Genomic DNA, 16,057 nt, shown 5'->3' with positions numbered 1-16,057 from the left:
CGGAATAAACGAAAGAAATGAAACTTGCGTTGACATGTCAATAGCGGCAACGTATAATGAGTATGTGGCCGGAAGTCCGGCCGCATATCGTATCTAGGAGGAATTATCATGGTAGGTAAGGTAAAATGGTTCAGTGCAGAGAAGGGCTACGGCTTCATTGAGCGCGAAGACGGCGACGATGTGTTCGTGCATTTCTCCGCCATCCAGGATGAGGGATTCAAGACGCTCAACGAGGGGCAGGGCGTAGAATTCGATATCGTCGAGGGCGCGCGCGGCCCGCAGGCTGCGAACGTCGTCAAGACGGCCTGAGAATAAGACACTGACGGTCGCTGCGGCCTGGCTGCAGCGGCCGTTTTTCTGTCGTGATGGTTATCTTTGCGGCAGACAGTCGTTTTGTGTTCGATATTCTGTGCGGCACAATTCTTTCAGAAAATTTTTCCAATACAGGCAGGAATTCCCCGCCGCTTGGCGAATAGGTATAGCATAAGCACAGGAACATAAGAAAGGGGATGTGTCTTATGGCAACATTCACTGTAAGAGGAAAAAACATCGAGATCACTCCTTCGCTTCGCGAGTATGTGGAGAAGCGCGTGGGCAAAGTCACGAAATACTTTGAGCATGTCGGCGAGATCACTGTGCTCCTCACCGTATCGAAAGGACGTCATATCGTCGAGGTGACGGTGCCCATCCAGGGCGGCATCGTCCTGCGCGGCGAGGAAGCTACGATGGATATGTACACCTCCATCGACCTCGTCGTCGAGAAGCTCGAGCGCCAGATCCATAAACAGAAGACGAAGCTCTCGCGCCGTCTGCGCGGCGGCAGCCTCAAGACCGAGGTCATCGAGGCGCAGGAGAAGGAGCATCCCGTCGATCAGCGCGATGCGAGCCCTGAGTACCCCGTGGTCAAGACGAAGCGCTTCGTCGTGAAGCCGATGGATGTGCAGGAAGCCATCATGCAGATGAATCTGCTCGACCATAATTTCTTCGTGTTCCGTGATGCCGAGACGGAGGAGGTCAACGTCGTCTATCGCCGCAACGATGGCAATTACGGCCTCATCGAGTCCGGTAACTGAACATCGCTCGCTGTAAGGGTGAGTTTTACCATTTCCCCCGTCGCGGGGCAGACTGCCGCAGGAAGATTCCTGCGGCAGTTTTTGGTGTGCGGCATGATCTCGCGTTCTCTCCGAAGCGCAACGCAAGCCTGCGCAGTTCGTACAAACAGCGTATTCTAAAATAAAAAATTGACAACAATAGCAAAAATAGGGATAATAATATAAAACGGCATCTAGATAAGATAAAATGATGCCTAGGGAATCGCTGATTAAATGAGGTGCTCCGGGTTTACGTGGATGCGCTGTACTCTTCGGAGACAAACCGCAGGCGTAGCCGATGCGACGCTGAGGATTTGTTGACGACGAGAGGACAGTGCAGACGCGTGAAGACGGAGTGCTGAATTAACCAGTGGTTCCCTAAGGATATGGAGTGGATTGGCAGGGAAGCCTTGGTGGAATCCATGATTCTGAAAGAGGAGAGTAAAGAGATGAGCAAAGAAGAACTGATCGAAGAGCTGAAAAAAATCGTTGGGAGCGAATACGTGCAGACATCCCAGGAGGATCTCTATGCGTACTCCTATGACGCAACGCCGGGCCATACGTATCTGCCGGATGTCGTCGTGAGTCCCGGTACGACGGAGGAAGTCTCCCGGATCATGAAGCTGGCGAACGCGAACCGCGTGCCGGTCTACACGCGCGGCTCGGGCACGAATCTCTCGGCGGGGACGGCACCTCTGAAGGGCGGCATCGTCCTCTTGATGCTGCGGTTCAACAAGATCATCGACGTCGATCTCGAGAACCTCATCGCGGAGGTCGAGGCGGGCGTGATCGTACAGGACATCAACGATCACATCGCGCAGTACGGCCTCATCTATCCGCCGGATCCCGGCACGGTCAAGACGGCGAGTCTCGGCGGGACGATCGCGGAGAACTCCGGCGGGCTCCGCGGGCTCAAGTACGGCATCACGAAAAACTACGTGCAGGGGCTCGAAGTCGTTCTCGCGAACGGCGACGTGCTGCACACGGGCGGCAAGAATGTCAAGGATGTCTCCGGCTACGATATGACGAAGCTCTTCACGGGCTCGGAGGGGACGCTCGGCATCGTGACGAAGGCGCTCCTGAAGCTCGTACCGGCGCCGCAGGCGCAGAAGAGCATGGTCGCCATTTTCGATACGATCGAGGATGCCGGACGGGCTGTCTCGGGCATCATCGCGGCGAAGATCATCCCCGCGACGCTCGAGATCCTCGACAACGCAACCATTCGCACCGTGGAGGATTTCATGCATGTCGGCCTGCCGACGGATGCGGATGCCATCCTGCTCATCGAGGTCGACGGCCATCCCGTCATCGTCGAGGATGATGCGAAAAAGGTCATGGAGGTCCTCGAGGAAAACAACGCCCGCGAGGTCACGCTCGCGCGCGATCCCGCTCACAAAGAGCAGCTCTGGACGGCGCGCCGCATGGCGCTCCCCTGCCTCGCCAAGCTCCGCCCGACGACGTTCGTCGAGGACGCGACCGTTCCGCGCAGCAAGATTCCGGCATTCCTCAACATCATCAAGAAAGCCGCCAAGGAGCACAATATGACGATCGGCACGTTCGGTCATGCGGGCGACGGCAATATGCATCCGACCATCGTCTGCGACCTGCGTGATGAGGACGAGACGAAGCGCGTGCGCGCGGCGATGGACGATATCTTCCGCGGCGCCGTCAGCCTCGGCGGCACGCTCTCCGGCGAGCACGGCATCGGCCTCGGCAAGCTCCCCTGGATGGAGCTCCAGCACGGCAAGGAAGGCATGGAGGCGATGCGGAGCATCAAGCGTGCGCTCGATCCGAATCTCATCTTGAACCCCGGAAAGCTGTTAGGAGAGTGCTGATATGTCAGAGGAGAAGAAAATAACGGCAGCCGATCTCAATGCACAGGACGCCACGTTGCTCGCAGATCTCGATGACGCGATGGCGAACTGCATGAAGTGCGGCAACTGCCAGGCAGTCTGCCCCATCTACCGCGAGACGCATCAGGAGCAGATGGTCGCGCGCGGCAAGATTTCCCTCATGCAGGGCGTCCTCTCGGGGAGACTGCCCGTATCGAAAAATTTCGATCACATCATGGCGATGTGCCTCAATTGCAAGAGCTGCGCGGCGAACTGCCCCTGCGGCGTCGAGGCGGATGAGCTCATCCTGCGCGCGCGGAACGCGGCCGTCAAGGCGCGCGGGCTTCATCCTGTCAAGAAGAACGTTTTCCGTCTGCTCGCCAACCGCTCGCTCTTCGATGCAGCGCTCAAGCTCGGCGGCATGTTCGGCTGGATGACGTTCAAGGAAATCCCCGGCAAGAACGCCGTCGTCTCACGCCTGCCGATGCCGGGCATGGATTCTGAGCGCGCGACGCCGCCGCTCGCGGCAAAGCCGCTCCGCAGCCAGTATCCAGAGGTCATCGCCTGCCCGCATCCGAAGTACCGCGTTGCCTTCTTCACGGGCTGCACGATCAACTACATGTACACGGACATCGGCAAGGCCGTCATCGACGTCCTGCGCGCCAATGAGGTCGAGATCATCCTGCCGCCGAAGCAGCATTGCTGCGGCACGCCCGTCCACGTCTCCGGCGAGTTCGCGCTGGCAAACGAGATGGCGAAGCATACGATCGAGGTGTTCGAGCATCTCGACGTCGATTACATCGTCGGTGCCTGCGGCTCCTGCGTCGAGGCGCTCAAGCACTATCCCGGGTGGCTCAGCGACGATCCTGCGTGGAGGGCGCGCGCCGAGAAGATGGCGGCGAAGGTGCGCGAGATCAGCGAGCTGCTCGTAGAAAGGGGCTATCGGAAGGACATGCTCGGCAACGTCGACAAGGTCGTCACGATGCACGATCCGTGCCACATGGTGCGCGGCCTCGGCATCACCGCGCAGCCGCGCGAGGTCCTGAAATCCATCCCGGGGCTCACGTTCCGCGAGATGAAGGAACACGACCGCTGCTGCGGCTCCGGCGGCTCCTTCTGCATGGCGCATTACGAGATGAGCCGCAAGATCAACGACAGGAAGTGCGACAACATCGCGGCGACGCACGCCGACTACGTCGCGACGAGCTGCCCGAGCTGCCGCATGCACATCACGGACGGCATCATCCACCGCAAGCTGCCGCAGGTAGTCTATCATCCGATCCAGCTGCTCGCAGCGTCCTACCATGCCGGCGGCTTCGAGTGATTGACAAAATATCGACAGGAGACAGGGGAAAGGCGCTGTCTCCTTTTTTGATGATGGGGAAGTGGTTGGAGACGCCGCGAGGCGACCCCGTCATTGTCTTTTGCAGTGCACCGTCAGCGCGCGCTTTCCGCTGCACCTGATTGAGGATTACATAGCAAAAAGCGGCACCTGCGCGGTGTCGCTTTTTGTGTGCAAAGTACGAGCATAAACGTCTGCTGTGCGAATATGGTATAGCGCCATCGCAGGGGATGGCTGCGCGCTGCGCTCAGCCGCGCTGCAATTCGGCGCGGAAGGCGGCGATACCGCGGATATCGTCTGGTGTCGTGCGGCAGCAGCCGCCGATCAGGCGCGCGCCCGCCGCGTACCACGCGCGCACGAAGTCGCCGTACGGCGTCGGGCTGCCGTGCCATGTCTTCGTTACGGCATCGTACGTTTCCCCGGTGTTTGGATAGACGACGATGGGCTTTGCCGTATGCTGACGGATCTGGCGGATGAGGCCCGCCACATGCTGGGGGGCCGTGCAGTTGACGCCGATGGCCGCGACCTGGGGCTCTTTGTCGAGCAGCCGCGCGCAGTCGGCAATCGCATCGCCGCCGCAGGTATGCGCGTCATCCCTGCACGAAAAGGAGATCCAAGCCACAGTCTCCGGATGGCGGCGCAGGTCGGTGAGGATGGCGCGCGCCTCGTCGAGCAGCGGCAGCGTCTCGCAGGCCAGAAGATCCGGCTGCGCCCCACAGAGGAGCGCGAGGCGCTCCGCATGGAAATCCGCGAGCTCCGCGCGGCTCGCCTTGTAGTCGCCGCGATACTCCGAGCCGTCGGCAAGATACGCGCCGTAGGGGCCGACCGAGGCGGCGACGAGCGGCTGCGGCCGGCCTGGCCGCTTCGCCGCCTGCTGCCAGAACGCATCGCGTGCCCGCTGCACGAGGCGGACCGAGCGCGTGATGAGTTCTTTGGCCTGGTCGCGTGAAAATCCCTTCTTTTCAAAGCCCTCGATGGTCGCCTGATAGCTCGCACTCGTCGAAACGTCTGCTCCTGCCTCGTAGTAATCGCGGTGGACGGCCTCGACGAGCTCCGGCTTCTCGAAAAGCGCCTTGGCGGACCAAAGCGCATCGTTCGTGTCAAAGCCGCGGCGCGCGAGCTCCGTGCCAAAGGCGCCGTCGAGCACGAGCAGCGGATAGTCCGCTAAATCGCGTGCAATCGTATTCATGGTGTCTTCTCCTCTCCGTCCGCCTCACTGCAGGAGTTCCTGCGGCGGCTGTTTGCCAAACCATTTTTCATAGATTTCTGCGAATCTGCCGTTCGCTTTGATTTTTGCGAGTCCGTCATCGATTTTCGCGAGCAGTGCATGATTCCCCTTGCGCACGGCGATGCCGAGATCTTCTTTCGTCAGGGCCACCTCTGCCGTGCGCACGCGCTTGCTGCCCGTGTGGCTCACATAGTATTCGTTCGTCGGGATATCGTTGACGACGGCGTCGACGCCGCCGTTCTGCACCTCGAGGAACGCCTCGTTGATGGCGTTGAAGACGCGGACATCGGCACCTGGGATCTTGCGCGCCGCCTCTTCGCCCGTCGAGCCGATCGAGACGCCGAGCGTCTTGCCCTGCAGATCCTCGGCCGTGTGGATCGTGTCGTTGTCCGCGCGGACGACGACGCCGAGCCCTGCGATGTAGTACGGCTGGGAGAAGTCCACGGACTGCCTGCGGTCGTCGGTGATTGTGATGTCGTTGATGGCGACATCGATTTCCCTGGCCTGCAGCGCCGGGACCAGGCCATCGAAAGAACGGTTGCTGATCTCGACAGCGAAGCCTTCTTCCGCCGCGATGGCGCGGATGATATCGACGTCGAATCCCTCGTAGTCCTTGGTCTCCTGGTTCTGCGAGCCGAACGGCGGATAGCTCGCGTCCATGCCCACGCGCAGCACCTGCGGCTCCGTCGCCTGCGTATCCGCGCTGTCTGGCGCGCTGCCGCAGCCCGCCGTCATCGCCAGCGCGCCGAGCAAGCATGCGGCAAGGCTCAGTAAGAAAAGTTTCTTCATCGGATGAACACCTCGCAATCTGATTCTCTAACAGGATGATAGCATCATCATACAGTACTATACATAGCATGTCAATATGCTTTATAGGATAAAGAGGGCTTTTCGTGACAGTGATTTGGTGATAAAGCGATCTTTTCTCTCTGCCTGCCGCGGGATGTTTCCTGCGGCAGCTTTTTTTCTTGGAGGCGCGTACTTCGCCGGGGCTGATTGACTTCTATAATACTGTCTGATAAAATCAATAAATGGGTTTGTTTAGTGAGTCTCACGCGCGCAAGGGAAAGGCGCGCTTGGCTATATTTGCTGCGAGACGGGCGCACGCTCTCCAGGCGGTGGCAGCTTGTGCGCAGTTCGATGGATATATGAGGAGTGGTTCTTTTTGCTGGGCTTTATCAAGAGATTCCTGGGCGATAATAATGATAAATACATCGCGGAATACCGGTCTGTCGTCGATCGCATCAATGCGCTCGAGCCGAAGATGCAGGGGCTGACGGATGATAAGCTCGTGGGCATGACGCGGCAGTTCAAGGAACGCCTCGCGGCCGGCGAGACGCTTGACGACCTGCTGCCGGAGGCGTTCGCCGTCGTGCGCGAGGGCTCGCGCCGCGTGCTCGGCATGCGCCACTTCGACGTGCAGCTCATCGGCGGCATGTGCCTGCATGACGGACGCATAGCGGAGATGCGCACGGGCGAGGGCAAGACGCTCGTCGCGACGCTGCCCGTCTATCTCAACGCGCTCACGGGCAAGGGCGTCCACATGGTCACGGTCAACGACTACCTCGCGAAGCGCGACAGCGAGTGGATGGGGCGGCTCTATCGCTTCCTCGGCCTCTCCGTCGGCCTCATCGCGCACGATATGGATTTCCCCGAGCGCAAGTTCGCCTATGGCTGCGATGTGACATTCGGCACGAACAACGAGTTCGGTTTCGACTATCTGCGCGATAACATGGTCATCGACGAGCGCCAGATGGTGCAGCGTCCGCTCCACTACGCCATCGTCGACGAGGTGGACTCCATCCTCATCGATGAGGCGCGCACGCCGCTCATCATCTCGGGGCCGGGACAGAAGTCCACGGACATCTACGTCAAGATGGCGCATGCCGTCGCGACGCTCAAGGAAGGCACGGACTACAAGGTCGATGAGAAGCAGAAGACCATCTCGCCGGCCGACAGTGCTGTGCCGAAAATCGAGAAGCTCATCGGCGTGAAGAATCTCTACGCGCCGGAGAATATCGAGTATTCCCACTGCTTCATGGCGGCGCTGCGCGCAAAGGCGCTCATGAAGCGCGACCGCGACTACATCGTCAAGGACGGCGAGGTTGTCATCGTCGACGAATTCACGGGCCGCGTCATGCCGGGACGCCGCTTCTCCGACGGCCTGCACCAGGCCATCGAAGCGAAGGAGGGCGTCAAGGTGCAGCGCGAGAGCCAGACGCTCGCGACGATCACGTTCCAGAATTATTTCCGCATGTACGACAAGCTCGCGGGCATGACGGGCACGGCCAAGACGGAGGAGGACGAGTTCCTCAAGATCTACAACCTGCCCGTCATCGTCGTGCCGACGAACAAGCCCGTCCGCCGCATCGACTATCCGGATGTCATTTACAAGACGAAGCGCGCGAAGTACAAGGCCGTGGGGCAGGCTGTCTCTGAAATCCATGCGAAGGGCCAGCCGACGCTCATCGGCACGACGTCCATCACGCAGTCCGAGGAACTCAGCGACATCCTCAAGCATCTCGGCATCCCGCACAACGTGCTCAACGCGAAGAACCACGAGAAGGAAGCGCAGATCATCGCTGACGCGGGCCAGAAGGGCGCTGTGACCATCGCGACGAACATGGCGGGCCGCGGCACGGATATCAAGCTCGGCGAGGGCGTGGCGGAGCTCGGCGGTCTCTTCATCATCGGCACGGAGCGCCATGAGTCCCGCCGCATCGACAATCAGCTGCGCGGCCGCGCGGGCCGTCAGGGCGACCCCGGTGCCTCGCGGTTCTTCCTCTCGCTCGAGGACGATCTGCTGCGTCTCTTCGCCTCCGACCGCATCACGAAAATCATGGACAAGCTCGGCATGGAGGAAGACGAGCCTATCGAGCACAAGATCATCACGAACTCCATCGAGCACGCGCAGAAAAAGGTCGAGGCGCGCAACTTCGACATCCGCAAGCACGTTCTCGAGTACGACGATGTCATGAACCAGCAGCGCGAGGTCATGTACGGCGAGCGCCGCAAGATCCTCATGGGCGAGAACCTCAAGGACAATATCCTCTCGATGGTCAACCACATCATCAAGACGGAGATGGATCAGTACGCGAACGAGAAGCTCTACCCGGAGGAGTGGACGCTCGACGGCCTCATCGAGGACGCGGAGAAGATCTACGCACCGCAGGGCAAGCTCAAGAAGGAAGAGCTCGCGGAGATGAGCCGCGACGGGCTCAAGGAGACGCTCGAGAGCGTCGCGCTCGAGGGCTACAACCAGCGCGAGCTGCTCTTCGGCGAGGAGAACATGCGCGAGCTCGAGAAGGTCGTCATGCTCCGCGTCGTCGACAGCAAGTGGATGGAGCACCTCGACCACATGGATATGCTGCGCGAGGGCATCAACCTGCGCGCCTACGGCCAGCGCAATCCGCTCGCCGAGTACAAGATCGAGGCGCTCAACATGTTCGAGGAGATGGAAGGCGCCATCATGGATCAGATCGCCTCGCTCATGTACCATGTGAGCATCGTGACGCCGGAACAGCAGCAAGCCATGCAGGCGGAGGCGCAGAAGCGCCGCGCCGAGCAGGAGATCGAGAAGCAGCGCGGCCAGCTCCAGGACCACCTGCGCAGTGCGCAGGCGTCGCACGGCGACGAGGTGAGCGCCGCCGAGGCGCAGAAGAAGGCGCCCGTGACGGCAGACGGCAAGAAGGTCGGCCGCAACGATCCCTGCCCCTGCGGCAGCGGCAAGAAGTACAAGAACTGCTGCGGCAAGGACGCGTAACGCGCGCATCTCCACGACAGCCCGTATATATATAGAAAGGAATGCAATGTTAGAAGATATCAAGCCCCGTCTCGGGGAACTCAAGGAAAAGCTCGACCAGATGGAGGTCTCGCTCGAGGTGCCGGCGAAAGAGGAGAAGATTGCCGAGCTCGAGTACAAGATGGGCGAGCCGACGTTCTGGGACGACGCTGAGGAAGCGCAGAAGATCAATCAGGAGCTCAACGACGTGAAGATCAGCGTCGATAAGTTCAAAAGCCTCAAGGCGAAGTTTGAGGACGCGCAGACGCTCTGGGAAATGGCGATGGAGGACGGCGACGAGTCGCTCGAGGAGGAGATCAAGGACGCGCTGGACAAGGTAGCAGATGGTCTCGAGAATCTCCAGCTCGAGGTGCTGCTCTCCGGCCCCTATGACGCGAACAACGCCATCCTCACGCTCCACGCGGGCGCGGGCGGCACGGAGGCGCAGGACTGGACGCAGATGCTCCTGCGCATGTACGGCCGCTGGGCGGAGCGCCACGGCTTCACCGTCGAGACGGCAGACCTGCTGCCCGGCGATGAGGCTGGTGTCAAGAGTGCGACGCTCTTCATCAAGGGGCATAACGCCTACGGCTTCCTCAAGTCGGAGAAGGGCATCCATCGCCTCGTGCGCATCTCGCCGTTTGACGCGAACGCGCGCCGTCATACGTCGTTCGCGGCCTGCGACATCATGCCGGAGATCGACGATGCCGTCGAGGTCGACATCAACATGGCCGATGTGCGCGTCGATACCTACCGCGCGTCGGGCGCCGGCGGCCAGCACATCAACAAGACGTCGTCCGCCGTGCGCATGACGCATGAGCCGACGGGCATCGTCGTGCAGTGCCAGAACGAGCGCTCCCAGCTCCAGAACCGCGAGCAGTGCCTCAAGATGCTGCGCGCGAAGCTCTTCGAGCTCGAGCAGGAGAAAAAGGAAAAAGAGCTCGCGAAGCTCGAGGGCGATCAGCAGAAGATCGAGTGGGGCAGCCAGATCCGCTCCTATGTATTCCAGCCCTACACGATGGTCAAGGACCACCGCACGAACGAGGAGACGGGCAACGTGCAGGCCGTGATGGACGGCGATCTCGATCCGTTCATCCGCGCCTACCTCGCGGCGAAGGCCAACCATGAAATCTAAAGGCATCCTCGCGCTCTTGCTCGCGGCCGCTGTGCTCGGCGCGGAGGTCGTGCTCCCCGCCGTCGTACAGCGGACGCTCACGCATCGCATCGAGGAACGTCTCGGCACGAGCGATGTGAGCGCGGAGCTCTCCTCGACACCCAGTGCGCTGCTCCTGCTTGGACAGGTGGACCATGCCCATGTCGTCGCCCATCAGGGCAGGCTCGGCGAGGTCCTCGTGAGCGAGCTCGCGCTCGACGGCGAGGATCTGCGCATCGACATGGGCGCGCTCGCAAGCGGAGAGCATATCGAGCTCAGGCGCGCGGGCAGGTTCGCGCTCACAGGCGTCGTGACGGAGGAGAACCTCAAGGAACTCCTCGCGCGCAAGGTAGACAAACTCGAGAACACCGAGGTTGCAATCGCGTCGGACGGCGTCACGGTCACGGCGAATGTCAAGGTATTCGGCCGCATGGCGGACGCGCGTCTCACGGGCACGGTGCTCGACGACGGCGGCCAGCTCATGTTCCACATGACGAGCCTCACCATCAAGAACGCACCGTTCGGCAAGGCGAGCCTCGGCAGCGTGTTCGGCGACATCCCGCTCGTGAAGAAGGGAAAGATGCCGCTCGGCATGAAGGTGACGGACGTCAGGATGCAGACGGGCAAGGTCGTCATCCAGGCGGCCTATGACGCGTCGGCTGCGGACGATGTGCTCGCGCCCTATTACGACAATTGAGGGACGGCAGCAGCCCCGGGAAGATAGACGAAGGACAGGGAAACAAATGAAGGTTTTCAGATACAGCCGCGTGCTCATCGCCATCATCGCGATCGGACTCATTGCGGCTCTGGCCATTGATTTCGCGCGCAGCGGCGTGGAGCATCAGAACACACGCGTCGATCTCGCGATTGACTACGAGGGGCTGCAGGAGCTCGCGCAGCGCGAGGGCCTGCCGGAGGCCGAGGTGCTCCAGGCGGCGAAGGACGCGGGCATCACCTCGCTCGCCGTTTACGAGACGACGTTCAAGAAGCTCAACGAGAACGGCAAGACGACGGCGGTGAGCGGCGCACGCCTGCTCGAAAGCTACCATGACGGCACGCTCACGGATCCCGCCTGGCGAAAGCTCGTCGAGGACGGCGAGATCAAGGGCACCGAGGTCTACGTCACGGGTCACGACAAGCGCACCTACCGCGAGGTGAAGGAGGATCTCTACCGCCGCCTCGGCAGCGACCGCGTGAGCGTGCTCAGCGCGGGCGGCGAGGAAGTGCTCGCCGTCAAGGCGCACTACGAGTCCCTCATGAAGATGAACCTCGGCATGCCGACCGACGAGATGCAGGCGGTGAACGACGCGGGCTTCTATGTGCTCGCGCGGCCGAGCAACTACGAGAAATGCACGCCTGACGACGTCAAGGCGGTCTTCTCGCGCCTCGACAGCTTCCAGATCTCAGAGATTGTCTTCTCCGGCAACCAGGTGCTCGGCACGCCGAAGGCGCTCCAGACGACCATCGATGAGATGAGGGCGCGCGGCATCAACCTCGGCCTCATCGAGGCGGTCACGCAGCTGCAGTTCTACAAGCAGGACGGTATGACGGAGGTCGCGAAAGGTCTCGGCTACGACAAGGTCGCGCGCCTCTACTCCATCCCGAAGGACGAGCAGCCGAAGCTCAAGATCGACACGGCCGTCGAGCGCTGGGCGAATACGGACATGGAGCGCAACATCCGCATCGACCTCCTGCGCATCTACGACAAGCCGTCGCCCAATATGACGCTCATGGAAACGAACATGAAGTATTTCCGTGATACGCATGAGGCTCTGCTGCGCCACGGCTTCACGGTCGGTCCTGCGGCGACGTTCTCGAGTTTCTATCCGAGCAAATACCTGCGCGCCGTGCTCATGCTCGGCGTCGCGGCGGCGGGCGTGCTCTATCTCTCGCTCGTCATCCCGCGTCTGAACGCGCGCCCACGCTACCAGTACCTCATTTTCGCGGTCTTGGCACTCCTCGCCGCCGTGCCCGTGCTCATGGGCAACGGCGCGAAGATCCGTGTGCTCGCGGCTTTCGCGAGCGCGAACGTGTTCCCCGCGCTGGCCGTGATCTGGCAGCTCGACCGCATCCGCGCGTGCCAGAGGACGGGAAAAAGCCTGCTGGCGCTCGTCGCGACGGGTGTTACCGCGCTCTTCGTGACGGGGGCGCTCTCCTATGTCGGCGCGGCGTACCTCTCCGGTGCGCTCGCTGATACGGAGTATCTGCTTGAGTTCAATATCTTCCGCGGCATCAAGCTCACATTCCTGCTGCCCATCGTGCTCGTCGGCATCGCGTTTTTGCAGCGCTTCGACATCTTCGATGGCCGCATGGACGATACGGACGGCGTCATCGCGCAGATGAAGAAGATCTTCGACATGCCCGTGCGCATCAAGACGCTGCTCATCGGCCTCGTCGTGCTCGCTGCCGCCGTCGTGTTCGTCGCGCGCAGCGGCCATACGTCCGGCATGCCGGTCTCGAGCCTCGAGCTCAGGTTCCGCGCGGCGCTCGAACAGGCGTTCTACGCGCGTCCGCGCACGAAGGAACTGCTCATCGGCCATCCGGCCTTCCTGCTCGCGTGGATGGCGTTCTGGCGCAAGTGGCCGACGATGGTGCTCTGCGCGCTCGTGCTCGTCGCGACGATCGGTCAGGGATCGATGGTGGAGACGTTCGCGCACATGCGCACGCCGGTCTATATGTCGTTCATGCGCGGCATCGGCGGCATCGTGCTCGGCGCCGGTATCGGCGCGCTCTGCATGGTGCTCATCGAGCTCTGGCAGTGGCTGCTTAAGAAGGCGGCTGCAGCCGCAAAGGAGAGAAAGTAACATCTATGAGGAATCTGGTCGTATCCGGATATTACGGCTCGAAGAATGCCGGCGATGAAGCCATGCTCGCAGCCATGCTGGAAGTCTTATCTGATCTGGACCCAAAACTTCATATCACGGTCATCTCGGCAGATCCTGAGGATACGAGAGCGCGGCACGGTGTCGATGCCGTCTCCTGGCTCGACATCACGCACATCCTGCAGCTGCTCGGGCGCGCCGATCTCCTGATCTCGGGCGGCGGCAGCCTGCTGCAGAACGTCACGAGCCGCAGGAGCCTCTACTACTATCTCGGCATCATCTTCCTCGCGCTCACTGTGAAGACGCCTGTCATGCTCTATGCGCAGGGCATCGGCCCCATTCGCGGGCGCCTCGCCTGCGCGCTCACGCGCCATATCGTGAATCGCGTCCAGCTCATCACCGTGCGCGACCATGGCTCGCTCGCGGAGCTTTCCAGGCTCGGCATCCGGCGGCCGCGCATCGAGGCAACGGCCGACGCCGTGCTCGCCATCCATCCCGTCGACCGCGAGGCCGGGCGTCTGATCCTCACAGCGAACCGGGCTGAGGGCGCGAGGCCCGTCGTCGGTATCTCCGTGCGCGACTGGTGCGGCTGGACACAGTACAAGGAAGTGCTCGCGCAGGCGGCCGATGAGATTGTGCGTACGTATGGCGCGCGCGTTGTCTTCCTGCCCATGCAGTTCCCGGAGGATGTGCGCGCTGCCGAGAGCGTCGCCGCGCGCATGCAGGAGCCCTATACGGTGCTGCCCGGGGAATACACGACGGCAGAGCTCCTCTCGCTCGTCGGCAACATGGACCTCATGATCGCTGTCCGTCTGCACGCGCTAATCTTCGCGGGCGTCATGGGTGTGCCGCTCATCGGCATCTCCTACGACCCGAAGATCGACCGCTTCCTCGACTCCATCGGTGAGCAGCCGGCGGGGAAGCTCGATACGCTCACGGCCCCCGTGCTGCTCGCCGCCGTGCGGGAGAAATGGGAGCACAGGCGTGCCATCCGCCAGCACAATGCGGCTCTGCTCAAGAAGCAGCGCGGCCTCGCGGCGCGCAACGCGGAACTCGCCATCGAACTATTGGAAAAGTGACGCAGGAGGCTGTGTACGACATCCGTTGTGCAGCAGCCTCTTTTCCTGTGAGGCGGGCGCACGCTGACCGCAAGGCAGGCGCTTGGGAATTGGAACGCCGCGCATCCGGGCTGCAAGCGCGGCGGACGCTTTTATCTTACACGAAGGAGACAGATGATGATTCAGCTGAAGGACGTATCGAAGGTCTATGAGAACGGCACCGTCGCGCTCGACCATGTGAGCATCGACATCGGGAAGGGAGAGTTCGTATTCCTCGTCGGCGCGAGCGGCGCGGGCAAGTCCACGTTCATCAAACTGCTCCTGCGCGAGGAACTGCCGACGGCAGGGGAGATCCGCGTCGCAGGGCGCAACGTCGTCACGATGCCACGGCGCGAGGTGCCTTACCTGCGGCGCGGGCTTGGCGTCATCTTCCAGGATTACCGGTTGCTCCCCGATAAGACGGTATTTGAAAATGTCGCGTTCGCGATGCAGGTCATCGAGGCGCCGCGCCGCCTCATGCAGCGCAGCGTCAACGCCGTGCTCGATGTCGTCGGCCTGCGCGACAAGTACAAGTGCTTCCCGCGCCAGCTCTCAGGCGGCGAGCAGCAGCGCGTCGCCATCGCGCGCGCCATCGTCAACGATCCGGCCATCGTCATCGCCGATGAGCCGACGGGCAATCTCGACCCGGAGACGAGCTGGGACATCATGGAAATTTTTGAGCGCGTCAACCGCGCGGGTACGACCATCGTCATGGCGACGCATGACAGGAATATCGTCGATACGATGAAGCGGCGCGTCATTGCCATCGAGGATGGACAAGTCGTGCGCGATGAGGCAAGAGGAGGCTATGGCTATGAAGCTTAGGACGAGTGAATATTTCATCCAGGAGACGCTGCGGAGTCTCCGTCGGAACAACTGGATGTCGTTCGCGTCCGTCGGCACGGTCGCCGTCTCCCTCTTCGTGCTCGGCGTCTTTTTACTGCTCGTGCTCAATATGAACCGGCTCGCTTCCTCGCTCGAGTCGCAGGTGCAGATCAGCGTCTATCTCGCGGATGGCCTCAGCGAGAGCGCGCGCAAGAACATCGCGTCGGACATCGAGGCGCTCCAGGGCATCGAGGAGATCCGCTACGTGCCGAAGGAGGAGGCGAAAGAGCGTCTCGCGAAGCGTCTCGGCGATCAGAAATATCTGCTCGACGCGCTCGGCGAGAAAAATCCGCTGCCCGACTCATTCGAGGTTGTGCTCAAGAGCCCCGCCCTCGTTGAGACAGCCGCCGCTGCCATCACGCGCATGGACGGCGTCGAGCAGGCGAAGTACGGGCAGGACGTCATCGAGCATCTCTTCGCCATCACGCGTCTCATCCGCATCTTCGGCCTCGCGCTCATGGTGCTGCTCGCGGGCGCGACACTCTTCATCATCAGCAATACGATCCGTCTCACGGTCTTCGCGCGGCGCAAGGAAGTCGCCATCATGAAGTATGTCGGCGCGACGGACTGGTTCATCCGCTGGCCGTTCTTGCTCGAGGGCATGGTGCTTGGCTTCGTGGGCGGCGTGCTCGCGGCGATCGCACTGCAGAGCTTTTACGCGGCGATGGCGGCGAAGATCTACGAGACGCTCGCCTTTTTCCCACTGCTGCCGCAGTATCCCTATATGTACTATGTGAGCGCCGCCATCCTGCTCTCCGGCATGGGCATTGGCGCGCTCGGCTCGACGATTTCCCTCAAGCGGTTCCTCAAGGTTTGAAAGAAGGCT

Annotated in this window: 13 protein-coding genes; 11 read left to right on the top strand and 2 right to left on the bottom strand. The window is 61.5% G+C overall.

What is annotated here, in order from left to right; translation table 11 throughout:
* Positions 1-108: 108 nt before the first annotated feature.
* The 4 genes from F599_RS0102430 to F599_RS0102415 all read left to right on the top strand — a co-directional run bounded on the left by F599_RS0102430 (position 109) and on the right by F599_RS0102415 (position 4,247).
* Positions 109-309: a cold shock domain-containing protein gene (locus F599_RS0102430; RefSeq protein ID WP_019541941.1), complete on the top strand. Its 201-nt coding sequence runs from the start codon at positions 109-111 to the stop codon at positions 307-309.
* Between the two features lie 209 nt (positions 310-518).
* Entirely contained in the window at positions 519-1,073 is a 555-nt protein-coding gene (gene hpf, locus F599_RS0102425) for a ribosome hibernation-promoting factor, HPF/YfiA family (protein ID WP_020700460.1), read from the top strand.
* Between the two features lie 467 nt (positions 1,074-1,540).
* Positions 1,541-2,926, top strand: a complete 1,386-nt coding sequence (locus F599_RS0102420) for an FAD-binding oxidoreductase (protein WP_019541939.1) — start codon at positions 1,541-1,543, stop codon at positions 2,924-2,926.
* A gap of 1 nt (position 2,927) precedes the next feature.
* Entirely contained in the window at positions 2,928-4,247 is a 1,320-nt protein-coding gene (locus tag F599_RS0102415) for a (Fe-S)-binding protein (RefSeq protein ID WP_019541938.1), read from the top strand.
* A gap of 265 nt (positions 4,248-4,512) precedes the next feature.
* Here F599_RS0102415 and mmuM read toward each other — a convergent pair whose 3' ends face one another.
* Positions 4,513-5,454 carry a homocysteine S-methyltransferase gene (mmuM, locus tag F599_RS0102410; protein WP_019541937.1) on the bottom strand — a complete coding sequence of 314 codons (942 nt, stop codon included), beginning with the start codon at positions 5,452-5,454 and terminating at the stop codon, positions 4,513-4,515.
* Between the two features lie 24 nt (positions 5,455-5,478).
* A complete protein-coding gene (locus tag F599_RS0102405) occupies positions 5,479-6,282 on the bottom strand; it encodes a basic amino acid ABC transporter substrate-binding protein (RefSeq protein ID WP_020700458.1) in 804 nt (267 codons plus the stop codon).
* A gap of 376 nt (positions 6,283-6,658) precedes the next feature.
* Here F599_RS0102405 and secA point away from each other — a divergent pair, with 376 nt between their 5' ends.
* The 7 genes from secA (at position 6,659) to ftsX (ending at position 16,048) form a co-directional block, all read left to right on the top strand.
* Entirely contained in the window at positions 6,659-9,256 is a 2,598-nt protein-coding gene (gene secA, locus F599_RS0102400; RefSeq protein WP_019541935.1) for a preprotein translocase subunit SecA, read from the top strand.
* Between the two features lie 46 nt (positions 9,257-9,302).
* A complete protein-coding gene (prfB, locus tag F599_RS0102395) occupies positions 9,303-10,409 on the top strand; it encodes a peptide chain release factor 2 (protein WP_019541934.1) in 1,107 nt (368 codons plus the stop codon).
* Positions 10,399-11,124: an LmeA family phospholipid-binding protein gene (locus tag F599_RS0102390; RefSeq protein WP_019541933.1), complete on the top strand. Its 726-nt coding sequence runs from the start codon at positions 10,399-10,401 to the stop codon at positions 11,122-11,124. The genes prfB and F599_RS0102390 overlap by 11 nt, the downstream gene beginning before the upstream one ends.
* 46 nt (positions 11,125-11,170) lie before the next feature.
* A complete protein-coding gene (locus F599_RS0102385) occupies positions 11,171-13,231 on the top strand; it encodes a DUF5693 family protein (protein WP_019541932.1) in 2,061 nt (686 codons plus the stop codon).
* Positions 13,232-13,236: 5 nt separating this feature from the next.
* Positions 13,237-14,328, top strand: a complete 1,092-nt coding sequence (gene csaB, locus F599_RS0102380; protein WP_019541931.1) for a polysaccharide pyruvyl transferase CsaB — start codon at positions 13,237-13,239, stop codon at positions 14,326-14,328.
* Positions 14,329-14,484: 156 nt separating this feature from the next.
* Positions 14,485-15,171 (top strand): cell division ATP-binding protein FtsE, encoded by a 687-nt coding sequence (gene ftsE / locus F599_RS0102375; RefSeq protein ID WP_019541930.1) that lies wholly within the window; start codon positions 14,485-14,487, stop codon positions 15,169-15,171.
* The gene (ftsX, locus tag F599_RS0102370; RefSeq protein ID WP_019541929.1) at positions 15,161-16,048 is read left to right on the top strand and encodes a permease-like cell division protein FtsX; all 888 of its coding nucleotides are present in this window, start codon (positions 15,161-15,163) and stop codon (positions 16,046-16,048) included. Before ftsE ends, ftsX begins: the two co-directional genes overlap by 11 nt.
* Positions 16,049-16,057: the final 9 nt, after the last annotated feature.

Source organism: Selenomonas bovis DSM 23594, assembly GCF_000381005.1.
Lineage (GTDB): Bacteria > Bacillota > Negativicutes > Selenomonadales > Selenomonadaceae > Selenomonas_C > Selenomonas_C bovis.
Note: the sequence above shows the minus strand (reverse complement) of the source record. Positions and strands in the feature narration are given on the sequence as shown.